Here is an 11392-nt window from a genome sequence, read left to right as displayed (position 1 = left end):
TTTCCTGATAAAAACGCCGCACGTTGAAGCCTCCGAGACATGGCCGCAAAAGCTCGCCTCGCGCAGGATTGCGCCCCAGGCAAACTTTCGATGCGCAAAATCATAACCCAACCGCCAGCAAGGCGCAATGCGCGTAAACCGTGCGGCGGCAACTTGCGCAAGAACGTGATCAGGCCGCAACGTTACTGCAATACTTAAAAAATATCTGGCAGGCACACGCAGCAACCTGCCAGACAGCATGCAGCAGCAAGCGCAAACAAATCATAAAAATCCGCAAGGGGAGGATCTTTCCCGATCCTCCCCTTGCCCAAAGCTGCCAAACTGGCTGGTAATCAGCAAACGGGCATCTTGCGACCACTGCCGCCTACAGACGCTCTTTACTTTCTTCCCTTTTCTGCTCTCAAATCTGGATACGGCGTTCCGTTAGCCAGCTTTCATCTCCTGAATAAGCCGCCGCAACACCTGGGCCTGCTGGGCCATCTCGCTCATGGCCTGATTGGCTCTTCCCATGGCTTGCGCGGTTTCTGCCGAAATCGTTGCCACCTGCTCCACGGAGCGGCTGATTTCTTCGCTGGATGCCGACTGCTGCTCGCTGGCTGCGGCTATGGAGCGCACCTGATCGCTTGCCTGTTCCACAAGGCTGACAATCTGTGTAAGCGCCTCGCCAGAAAGCGAAGCCCGGTGAGTGGCGCTCTCAATGGTGGCAACAGACTTGTCCACGCCGTCAATGCTTTTGCGGGTTCCTTCCTGAATACCACGGATAACGCCGCCCACTTCCTGCGTGGCTGTCATGGTCTTTTCCGCCAGTTTGCGCACTTCATCGGCCACCACGGCAAAGCCGCGCCCGGCATCGCCAGCGCGGGCCGCCTCAATGGCGGCATTCAGGGCCAACAGGTTGGTCTGATCTGCGATATCGGAAATAACGCTCATGATCTGCCCAATGCCATCGGCCTGTTTGCCGAGCGTGGCCATATCGGCCTTGACTTCAAGCGACTGCTTTTGCACCGCAGTGATATCGCTCACCACATTGCGAACCAGCTGCGCGCCTTCCTGCGCCTTGGCGCGCGCGGTATCGGAGGTATCAGAAGCCTTGGCGGCATTTTCCGCAACTTCGCCCACGGTGGCGTTCATTTCATCCATGGCAGAAGACGTAACCGAAACACGCCGAGACTGCTCCTCAGCCCCCCGGCTCGATTGCGTAATCAACGCAGAAAGCTGCTCTGTGGCAGTTGATACAACCTCGACAACGCTTTCAAGCTGGTGCGCGGCCTGCAACATACCCTCGGCCTTGGCGCGCTCGGCCTGCACCTTGGCAGCCTGAGCTTCTTGCGTGGCTATCTCGGCATGGTGGGCCTGCTCAGAAGCTTCGGCGCTTTTCTGCTCCGCCTCGGCGATCTTGTCCTTCATGGTTCCCACCATGTTCTGCAAAACATGATAAACGCCGCCGGGCTTCTTTTGCTGACGGAAGGTCACGTCCAGATCGCCGTCAGCAATCTTGCCCGCAACTTCTGCAAGATAGCCTGGATCTTCACCAAGCTGCCTCATGACTTCGCGCGTGAGCAATATGCCTTGCCCCACAGACAAAATGAAACCAATGGCAATGGCCGCAAAAATCATTTTTTTGGAAAAATCAGCCAGATCATCATTGGACTGGGCCAGCAGATGGCCCTGCTCTTCCTTGGATTCCACAAGGCGGTTGATGGCATCCTGATACTGGTCGGCCAGCTTGTTTCCTTCACCATCAAGATAGGCTTCTGCTCCGGCGGAGTCACCAGCCTGCTTCAATTTGAGGACCTTGTCCGTCATGCCTCTGAAGGCAGCACGATGCACCTTGTATTCTTCAATAATCTGCTTTGCCTTAGCAGAAATGAGAGTCTTTTCCACAGCTTTTGAGCTTTCGTCTATTTCTTTGCGCAGCGCTTCAATCTGGGCAGTGCGCTTACTGATCTCCGCATCAGACGTTGCTCCAACTATACCTTCCATGTTGACGCGAATGCGCTGAAAACCCACGGACAGCTTCAGCAGATCCGCCATGGGGACAGTGGCCCGCTCATAAAGGATAGTGTCCGCGTCATTGACCTTTTCCAGCTCAAAAACGGCAAAAACACCTACGCCCAAGGTCATCAGCGAGGACAAAACAAAACTCACGATGAGCTTTGTTTGCAGTTGCGTATTTTTTAAAAGGCTCATGATCGATTCTCCAGGGGAGGGGGATGTTATACTATTAGCATACTACTTTCTTTATCGGCATAGTCTTTAAACATTTTAGGTTATCAGCAAAAGTAATTAAAAATATTTTTCATATAACACGCTACAATCCTTTGTTTAGCTGCCCAACCAAATGACTGTCATTGTGTCCAGGAGCGTATGTGCAGGCCGCTTGGCAAATCAGCATTTATTAACCGGCCTGAGGGGAATGCATATTTCCGTCAGCAGGTCTGCAGGAGGGGTTGTTTGCGGTGAATTCCAGTAGATTTCAAAACCAGGATCATTATACGGTTCGCGTCCACTCTGCGGAAACCACATACCAAACAGCGACCTGTAGGCCGGATGCAACAGGGAGTACGGCCCCCTGATGCGAAGCGCGGCATACTCCTGTTCCCCGCCAATATGCCGCAAAAAAATATCCTCATTCTGTAGCAGGGGGCACAGTTCGGCACTAGTTTCCAGCAATTCTGGCGGCAGGCTGACGCAGGCATCCATGCGGCACTTTTGAGGCGCGGTGATGTCCGGGTTATCGTAGCTCACGCCGTAAGCCACCGATGCGTCAGACAGCAGGGCGTTGGCCCCCAGCGCACCGCACAGTTTTTCCCATGCAGGAAAGCTCTCGTCATACGGCCCTGTGTGCCGCACGGCAGCCACCAAGCGCGGCGCAAACTTTTCGACACGCACTTCCATGGCCGGGAGATCGGTCATTTCATGATAAAACAGGGGACGCGTCAGATCGCGTCTGCGGGCAACCTCCAGATGTCCCTTCCTGCGCCGATATTCAGACGGCAGCATTCCCATATGCGCCCGAAAAGCCCGCGTAAAGGCGTCCACGCTATCGTAGCCCGCGCAAAAGGCTATCTGGGTGACAGATTTAGGAGAATGCCCAAGTTGCATGGCGGCGCGTTCCAACAGTAGACGGCGCACGTATGCCGCAACGCTCTCGCCCACCATGGATGAAAATATCCGGTGAAAGTGATAGGGTGAAAAACAGGCTATGCGCGCCAGTTCCTCCAGGTTTGGCCTGTCATCAAGGTGCTGCTCAATATGGCGCAGCACAAGGCCTATACGCTGTTGGTAGGTAAGTGTTTCCATTCAGTTCTCCCATCTCGATTCTTGCCGCCGAGAGCCACGGTGGGCAGAAGCGCAAAAAAAGTCGAGCGAATTTTCTCCAGCAGGAACATGCTGACCGCACACAGTATATCCCCGCAAGGAGTACCTATGAACGGATTTGAAATAAGCGTCGTGGATTTTCCGACCAAGCAGCTTATGGGCATCAAGGTGCGTACCAGCATGGCAAAAGCCAAGGAAGACTGCCCTGCCCTGTGGCAGAACTTCTGCCCGCAAATGCCAAAAATTCATGGCAAGGAAAGCTACGGCGTCTCCATCATGCTCAATGCCCAGGATTTTGATTACTGGGCCGCCGTTGAGGCCGAAGGGCAGGTTCCATCAGGCATCGAAACAACCAGCATTCCGTCCGGCTCTTACGCCCGCTGCACTGTGCCGAATCTGGAAAGCATCGGTGCGGGATACATGTTCATGTACCAGACCTGGCTCGGCGGGCAGCAGGAATGGAAACTGAACGAGCAGGCACCCTGCTTTGAGCTGTACCCTGCGGACTGGAATCCGAGTATGCCCTTTGACTTGTTTATGCCGGTCAAGCGTTAGATTCCGCCGTCCGGCGAAGTTGGGACGCCTGCGCGGCCCAGCCTCGCCCGGGAGGCACTACGTTTGTCTTTCTTCGCCCTTCGGGCACGAGATTCCGCCGTCCGGCGAAGTTGGGACGCCTGCGCGGCCCAGCCTCGCCCGGGAGGCACTAATTTTGTCTTTCTTCGCCCTTCGGGCACGGGGTTCCGCCCTCCGGCGGAGTTGGGGACGCCTGTGCGGCGCGCAGCAAGGCGGGGCCGGTTATGGGGCTACACCCCCTTCTCGGCCCCCCTTGCATCCCCCCCGAAGCACCCCCTAAGAAAGGTTTTCAGCTTCCTTAGCGTGGCGAGGGCAACGCGGCTATAGCTGCGGGAGCTTCCCTCACTCGCTACGCTCGCTCAGGTGATCTCCCGCCGCGCCGCGTAAGTGCCAGAGGGGGCTTTCGCTTCGACCAATATCCGCTTCAGCCAAGTACCACTGGCTAAGTTACTCGTTTAGGGAATGGCTTTGTACTCTTTCCCTGCGGATTCTGAGTTTTCAGTCACAACCAAGCTCGGACTAATCATGGTAGCAAACAAAAAACTATGCGATATAGATAAGTTATGCACGTAAATGGCAATTTTCATTCGGTCATAACTAGCAGGATGAATTGCAAGTAAGAAAGAGCTGCCCTTCATCAAAAGCTGGTCGTGGAATTGCCTTCCTTAAACTCGCCGGAGCAGCGCGGAGGCGATGGCTGGTGTTGGGCGAATTTGCAAAATACGCATTTTTCTGGGCTGACAAGGAAAAGTCCTGCTTTCGAGCGCAGCGTACTCAAGTACGTGAGCATCAAAAACAGGACTTTAACGCAGTCAGGCCAAAAAAGTCGGGTTTGCGTAAATACGCTCGACAGGCTCACCCACCCCCACCCAACTCTTCCCGCCTTTCTTACCCTTCCCAGCCTTTCACAGTGCCGCAGGGCTACACCTGCGGCTTGCGGCTCAGAATCAGCGACATATAGGGCGGTGTTTCACCCGCAGCACAAGCCCCGCCAAGCCCCTGACAGACCTTCTCCGCTGGCTGCTCCACATGGCTCGCCAGCACGCACGACTCCAGCCTGTTGGTAGCGCCCAAGGCTTCCGCAATGGCGGGCAGGTTGCGATAGGCCTTGAGAATCACAGCCGTATCGCTCTGTTGCAATGAATCTTCCAGACTCTCCCGAGTGTTGATGCCCGGTATGATGCGCAAGGTCTCGCCGTTTTCGCACAAAATTGTGCGGGTGCGGGCAGCTGCCGCCTGAAAGGACGTGATACCGGGAATGACCTCCACCCCCAGATGCGGCGCGCATTCGCCAAGGGTACGCATGAGATAGCCAAACGTGCTGTATACCAGCGGATCACCGATGGTCAGAAAGGCCGCGCTCTGCCCGCTTTCCAACACATCTCTGGTTGTTTGGGCCGCTACGCGCCACGCTTCGCGCAGCACGGCTCGGTCGCGCGTCATGGGAAATTCCAGCCGCAGCACGCGCACATCGGCCCGCAGATGCGGTCGTGCCGTGTCCAGCGCCGCTGAAAAGTCATTGCGGGGCGAGGCTGCCGCAAGGATAACATCCACCTCGCCCAGTACCCTGACTGCCCGCAGGGTCAAAAGATCGGGCGCGCCGGGGCCGACGCCCACGCCGTAGAGAATTCCGTTCATTATCTGCTCTCTTTACAATGCTCTGAAATAATCAAGGGATCAGCGGTGCAGCCAGCTGTCCAGCTCTTCCGCCGCATCCAGGGCGCGGGGGCCGGGGCGGGCAAAACGCTCTTCGTCCACCACGAGCACGCGCCCGGCGCGCTGGGCGCGCAAATCCCTGTAGTGATCACGCCCGGCCAGAGGCGTTGGCTCAGGATTCATGGGGCCTTTCTGGATAATGTACGCATCCGGGTCTGCCGCAATCAGGGCTTCCTCGCTGTAACGCACAAGTTTTTTGCTGTCGCTCACCACATTTTCGCCCCCGGCAAGGGACAGTATCTCGCTGGTGATGCCGCCGCGACCGGCAGCCAGCAGATTGGGATAACGCACCTCGTAAAAAACGCGCGACACGGGCTTGCCCGCATTGCGGCTGCGCAATGCCTGCACGCGGCTCTTCCAGCCGGTTACGAGAGTTTTGGCTTTGGCCTCTCGCCCGGCAAGCCGCCCCAGAGTTTCCGTAACCTCAAACAGCCGCTCAAAGGAATTTACCTCGAACGTCAGCACCTTAAGGCCCAAAGAACGCAGATTCTCGGTCTGGGTCTGGGCTTCGCTGCGGCCTTCAAGCTGCAAGACCACATCAGGCTGCTGCGCCAGCACAAGCTCGGCATTGGGGCGCATATGCGTACCTATGGCTGGCAGGGCCGCAAGTTCCGGCAGATTACCGTCCGCAGCAGTACGCGCCACCAAAAGATCGCCAGCGCCCAAGGCCAGAAAAATTTCGTTAAAAGCTCCGTACAGCGCGATCACCCTCTTGACGGGTTGGGCAAAGGTAACTGTTGCGCCCGTGTCGTCCGTGATGACAATGGGGGCGGGATCACGGCGTTCGCTGTTTTCAGAGTGAGCCGCCTGCGCTTCTGACGGAAGCAGAGCCTGACTGAGCATCAGACACAGGGCCAGACTCAGCATCATCAGCCGGGGCAGCAGCTTTTTTCCCGCTCCACGGGCCTGTTGCACTGGCAAGCAGGGCCTGAGGCAGTCCCCACCGGGGGTGGGGCAATACGCAGATGGGTATGTTGTAGAGCGCACCAAGATTCTCCTCGGTAAAAACCTTTGCTACCGGCCCGTCAAAAACCAGGTTTCCGTCCCGCAGCCCCATGAGGCGCGTGGCATAGAGGGCCGCCAGATTGCAGTCGTGCACTGCCATGAGCACACAGGCTCCAGCGGCGCGGCGGCGTTCAAGCAGGTCGAACAGATCAACCATTCGCGCCCAGTCCAGCCCTGCGGCCAGTTCGTCCAGCAGCAGGAGCGGACTCTCCTGCGCAAGGGCACGGGCAAGCAAAACCCTTTGCAGCTCGCCGCCCGAAAGTTCTGTGAGCCTGCGGTGCGCCAGCGGCGCGGCCCCGGTTTCTTCAAGCGCCCGGTCTGCCGCCGCGTAGTCTTCCCGCCCATAGGCTCCAAGCCACGAAAGGTGGGCAAAACGCCCGAGCAGCACCATCTGCCGTGCGGTAAGGCCCTGCGGCAACTGCCCGCGCTGCGGCACCACCGCCACCATGCGGGCGCGCTCGCGCGGCTTCAATGTTGCCAGCGGACGGCCCTGAATCTCAATGGTGCCAGCCTGCAGCGTCAGCACACCCGAAAGGGTGCGCAGCAGCGTTGTTTTGCCGCTGCCATTGGGGCCAAGCAGGGCAGCACATTCCCCGGCGTGCAGGGTAAAGGCAGCATCGCGCAGCACACTCTGCCCGCCGTATCCGGCGCGCACCCCGGCAATGCGCAGCACAGGCGGTGCGGTGCCCCCCTCATGGCGCATATCTGCATGGTCAGGCCACAGCATCAGCGCCTCCGCACCAGCAGGGCGAAAAACGGCCCGCCAAGCAAGGCAGTGACCACACCCACCGGCAGTTCCTGACCACCAGAAAGCACGCAGCGGGCCAGCACATCCGCCCAGACCAAGAGCACCCCACCGCCCAAAAAGGCCGCCGTCAGCAAGGGGCCGTGCCCCCAGCCCAGCAGCAGGCGCAGCACATGGGGCACCACCAGCCCCACAAATCCGATCACCCCGGCCACAGCCACGCAGCCAGCGGTCATGCAACTTGCCCCGGCCAACAGCCACAGGCGGGCGCGGCCCACATCAAGGCCTGTCTGGGCGGCCTGCTCATCACCCAGGGCGAGCACGTCCAAGGCGCGCCAGCCAAAGGCCGTTGCCAGCAATCCCGGAACAAGGGTTGCCAGCAAGAGGGGCAGACTGCTCCAGCCCCGGCCCTGAAAGGAACCCATGATCCAGAACACGATGCTGGTTACGGATTCCTCGTTGAGGGCCTTCACAAGGGCCACCAACGCCCCTAAAAATGCAGCCACGGCAATGCCCGCAAGAATAACGCTCTCCCGGCTGAACGCGCCGTCGCCGCGCCCCAGCCACAGTGCGCAGCCAAGGGCTGCCAGCGCGCCGATCAAAGCCGCAGGGGCCACCAGCCCGGCATGACTGAAACCAGCCAGCCCCGGCACATTGCCCAGCCACGGAATATTCCCCAGCATGACCACCAGCGGCCCGCCAAGGGCTATAGCCATACTGGCCCCGCAGGCTGCCCCGGCGGAAATGCCCAGAGTAAAGGGATCCGCCAGCGGATTGCGCAACACGCCCTGCAACGCCGCCCCAGCCATAGCCAGAGCGCCGCCGCACAGGGCGGCCAGACACACCCGGGCAAGCCGGATGCTCACCACAACCCCGGTCAGGGCCGGATTATCAGGCGCGGGTGCAAAGCCTGCCAATGCCGCCAAAGCGCGAAACACGCTCTGCGCGCTCAAAGGCACAGGCCCCGGCAAACAGGCCAGCGGCAGCGAAACAAGCCACACGACCACAAGACCGGTAAAAACCGGCCACAGCCTGCGGGATTGCGGGGAGGAGGAAGGAGAAGATTCGGTCGTTCTGGTCATGCCAGCCCTCTGGCCGTAGCCTGCGGGGGCAAACGCGGGCCAAAGCGTTGGCTGACCTCAGGGGTCAGACCCTTGCCCAGTGGCGGCCTGCGTCGCGCGGGCATAAAAAAAGCCTCTTCCACTCGTGGTGGAAGAGGCCCGTATTTCCTCTGTCCTGCCGGCAAAAACCCGTTGCCGTGGGGCGGCCAATGCCACACCGTGGTGCCGTCATTCCATGACTACGCACCTTGGGGCATGGCAGGTCTTCCGGCTTGGTTCCCCTGCTCCGGCCTTCCCGTTTCCAGTGGCGCAATATGGAGCAAGGTTAAGAACCTTACGGCGGCGGGTCCGCTCCCGTTTTTCACGGGATTCCCTTTTCAAGCCGGTCTGCCCGGCTACCAATGCCGCCAACACTCTAGGCGCGGCCTTGCGGCCTGTCAATGGCTCAGGCTGCTATCCACACAAGGCTGGCCTGACGGCCCGAGCGTCTGGCGCAGCGGTAGGAGAAAAACTGCTCGTTGTTGCTGGCGGTGCAGATGTCCAGCCCGTAGATGTTGCGCGGCAAAAGCCCCGCCTGCTCCAGCTGGTGCCGCGTGAGGCCCCACAAATCCATGGTTTTGCTGCCGGCGTCAAACCAGGGCAGGTAGGGAGCGCCCCATTCCTTGTCAAAATTGACAAACTCCGCCTTACCCGGCCCGAGACTGGGCCCGCGCACGGCCAGCAGATCGCGCGGGTCAAGGCCGTAACGCTCGCAGAAGCGGGCCATGCCAGTGATGGGGAAATCGCAGCGGTTGCCGCGCCAGCCCGCATGCATGGCGGCGATGTACGCGCCGCTTTTGTGGGCAATGAGGATGGGCTGGCAGTCTGCCGTCTTAATGAGCAGGCCAAGGCCGGGACGCGCTGTGGCCATGCCGTCGCCTTCCGCCGTAACGGGAGTTTCGCAGGCCACGGCCTCCGGCTCGAAAACAAAACCGTCGCCATGCACCTGCATCAACTCGGCCCAGGCGGTCATGCCCTGCGGGCGCAGATCTTCCAGCATGCTGCGCCGGTTGGCAATGACGTGTTCGGGCTTATCCTGCACGGTAAAAGCAATGTTGCCGCCGCCAAACTCGCCCAGGCTCACGCCTCCGGCGCGGGTCTGAAAGGCGCACCGCACCTGTGGAACACCGGGAAAAACAAAGGGGATATAGCTTACAGACACAGCATACGCTCTTCAGTACATATATAGTTGACCCGCTGGTCCCATGGGGCCAGGGGCAGGGATTCCACAAGCTGGAATTCAAAACACAGGCCCACGCGGGGGCAGGTGAATCCTTTTTCCAGAAAGCGGTCGTAATAGCCGCCGCCATAGCCTAGCCGCCCGCCAGCAAGATCAAAGGCCACGCCGGGCAGAAGCGCAAGGTCGGGGGCAAGGGGGTGTGCTGCCGCTGACCCGCTGCCGCCCGCCGCTTCCGGCCCGAAACCGGGCAGGGAATCGTGCGGTTCAAGCAGACCTAAGGGGCCGGGCCGCAATTGATCCGGGCCGCTGCACGCCACAAAGTCCATAAAACCCGGTTCGCTGCGCCGCACACGCGGCAGCCACACGAGCATACCGGCCTGCCATGCCGCGCGCAGCAGGGCTTGCGTGCCAAGCTCGCCCCTAACCCCCACATAGAGGGCCACGGAGCGGGCATTCTTCCACAAGGGGGATTCCATCAGCCTGTTCTGTGCAGCCTCGCTGCGGATTTCGGCAAACTGGAGCGACTGCTCCGCCCGCAGGCGGCGCATGGCTTTGCGCACATCGTTTCTGGCCTGAGCCATAGCCTCGGTCAGCTCGCCAGAAAGATTGTCCGCCGGATTTTTTGGCGGAGCATCTGGCTGATGCGCTGGTTGAGTGGGCGGCACAGGCGCGGAGGGCGTGGTATCGGAGGGCAAGCGGCTCTTTCCTTGTGGTGCAATGTGTGGCATTCTCAACACCTGCGCCACTGTAACAAAGGAAGCAACACCATGCCAAGCGCCGACTCTCAGGATTTTCTCTGGATCGCCGTGGGCGACATCCACGACGAACCTGAACGTTTTGCCCAGATACCGGAACTCTCCCAGGCTGACGGCATTATCGTTACCGGCGACCTGACCATCACCGGCGGCGTCAAGCAGGCAGAGCAGGTCATGAACGCCCTGTGCGTCCACGACATCCCCGTGCTGGCCCAGATCGGCAACATGGACAGGCCTGAAGTTGACCTGTGGCTGAGCGAAAAAGGCTGGAACCTCCACGCCGTCACCCGCGAGCTTACGCCCGAAACCGCCATTTTTGGCGTTGGAGCCTCCACATTTACGCCCTTTGGCACGCCGAGCGAATTTCCGGAATCCGCATTTTCCGCGTGGCTTGAAACCTGCTGGCAAAAGGCCCGCCACTATCCGCACAGCGTGCTTGTTTCGCACAATCCGCCCAAGGACACCGCTTGCGACATGATCCCCGGCGGCATTCATGTGGGTTCCACAGCCGTGCGCGAATTTCTTGAAGAAGCCCAGCCGGACATCTGCCTGTGCGGGCATATCCACGAATCGCGCGCCATGGACCGCGTAGGCCGCACCCTTGTGGTCAACCCCGGCATGCTGGCGCAAGGCGGCTACGTGCTGCTGCGCTCCAATTCGGGCCAGCTCTCCGCCGAACTCAAGATGCTTGAAGACTGATTTTTGCCTGCCGCATCTGCCGGAGCGCATTGCAATGATGTGATCCGGCAGACGCGGCCCTTGCCCACGCCCTCCCCCGCAGTTTTTCTTCTGCCTCCGCTGCATGTTAGAATGGCAGGATGCCGTTCACGCCGCGCTCATTTTCCCGCCCGCCCCTTGCCCGCTTGCATATTTTCAAAAAAAACGTACTCTCCAAAAAGCGGATTAGCATGCTGCCGCCTTCGCGCGCCTTGTTGGCGCTGCGGCGGAGCAAATACGGCACATTCCCGTAAGTGCATGGCATGCTGGCTGAAATTTT

At 59.6% G+C, this 11392-nt stretch carries 10 protein-coding genes and 1 riboswitch; of the genes, 2 read left to right on the top strand and 8 right to left on the bottom strand.

The annotated features are described in order from the left end of the window. Positions 1 to 423: 423 nt before the first annotated feature. Together VEZ52_RS01090 and VEZ52_RS01085 are read right to left on the bottom strand one after the other, a co-directional pair. Positions 424 to 2190, bottom strand: a complete 1767-nt coding sequence (locus VEZ52_RS01090; protein WP_324835164.1) for a methyl-accepting chemotaxis protein — start codon at positions 2188 to 2190, stop codon at positions 424 to 426. A gap of 198 nt (positions 2191 to 2388) precedes the next feature. Next, complete coding sequence (locus VEZ52_RS01085) at positions 2389 to 3303, bottom strand: AraC family transcriptional regulator (RefSeq protein ID WP_324835163.1); 915 nt, start codon at positions 3301 to 3303, stop codon at positions 2389 to 2391. Positions 3304 to 3429: 126 nt separating this feature from the next. Between VEZ52_RS01085 and VEZ52_RS01080 the strand changes: the two genes are divergently transcribed. Beyond that, positions 3430 to 3876 (top strand): GyrI-like domain-containing protein, encoded by a 447-nt coding sequence (locus tag VEZ52_RS01080; protein ID WP_324835162.1) that lies wholly within the window; start codon positions 3430 to 3432, stop codon positions 3874 to 3876. Between the two features lie 939 nt (positions 3877 to 4815). Here VEZ52_RS01080 and cobI read toward each other — a convergent pair. The 6 genes from cobI to VEZ52_RS01050 all read right to left on the bottom strand — a co-directional run bounded on the left by cobI (position 4816) and on the right by VEZ52_RS01050 (position 10368). Continuing rightward, positions 4816 to 5532, bottom strand: coding sequence for a precorrin-2 C(20)-methyltransferase (cobI, locus tag VEZ52_RS01075; protein WP_324835161.1), 717 nt, complete (start codon positions 5530 to 5532; stop codon positions 4816 to 4818). Positions 5533 to 5571: 39 nt separating this feature from the next. Beyond that, positions 5572 to 6453 (bottom strand): ABC transporter substrate-binding protein, encoded by an 882-nt coding sequence (locus tag VEZ52_RS01070; protein ID WP_324835165.1) that lies wholly within the window; start codon positions 6451 to 6453, stop codon positions 5572 to 5574. After that, the gene (locus tag VEZ52_RS01065; protein WP_324835160.1) at positions 6404 to 7342 is read right to left on the bottom strand and encodes an ABC transporter ATP-binding protein; all 939 of its coding nucleotides are present in this window, start codon (positions 7340 to 7342) and stop codon (positions 6404 to 6406) included. The genes VEZ52_RS01070 and VEZ52_RS01065 overlap by 50 nt, the downstream gene beginning before the upstream one ends. Further along, positions 7342 to 8442, bottom strand: coding sequence for an iron ABC transporter permease (locus tag VEZ52_RS01060; protein WP_324835159.1), 1101 nt, complete (start codon positions 8440 to 8442; stop codon positions 7342 to 7344). Before VEZ52_RS01060 ends, VEZ52_RS01065 begins: the two co-directional genes overlap by 1 nt. A gap of 219 nt (positions 8443 to 8661) precedes the next feature. After that, positions 8662 to 8840: riboswitch (cobalamin riboswitch) on the bottom strand. Between the two features lie 26 nt (positions 8841 to 8866). Beyond that, positions 8867 to 9622: a polyphenol oxidase family protein gene (locus tag VEZ52_RS01055; RefSeq protein ID WP_324835158.1), complete on the bottom strand. Its 756-nt coding sequence runs from the start codon at positions 9620 to 9622 to the stop codon at positions 8867 to 8869. Continuing rightward, a complete protein-coding gene (locus VEZ52_RS01050) occupies positions 9613 to 10368 on the bottom strand; it encodes a 5-formyltetrahydrofolate cyclo-ligase (RefSeq protein WP_324835157.1) in 756 nt (251 codons plus the stop codon). Before VEZ52_RS01050 ends, VEZ52_RS01055 begins: the two co-directional genes overlap by 10 nt. A 39-nt stretch (positions 10369 to 10407) precedes the next feature. Here VEZ52_RS01050 and VEZ52_RS01045 point away from each other — a divergent pair, with 39 nt between their 5' ends. Then, a complete protein-coding gene (locus VEZ52_RS01045; protein ID WP_324835156.1) occupies positions 10408 to 11094 on the top strand; it encodes a metallophosphoesterase in 687 nt (228 codons plus the stop codon). Positions 11095 to 11392: the final 298 nt, after the last annotated feature.

Origin of the sequence: Desulfovibrio sp., assembly GCF_035644575.1 — a bacterium.
GTDB lineage: Bacteria > Desulfobacterota > Desulfovibrionia > Desulfovibrionales > Desulfovibrionaceae > Desulfovibrio.
This window is presented reverse-complemented; position numbering and strand designations above follow the sequence as displayed.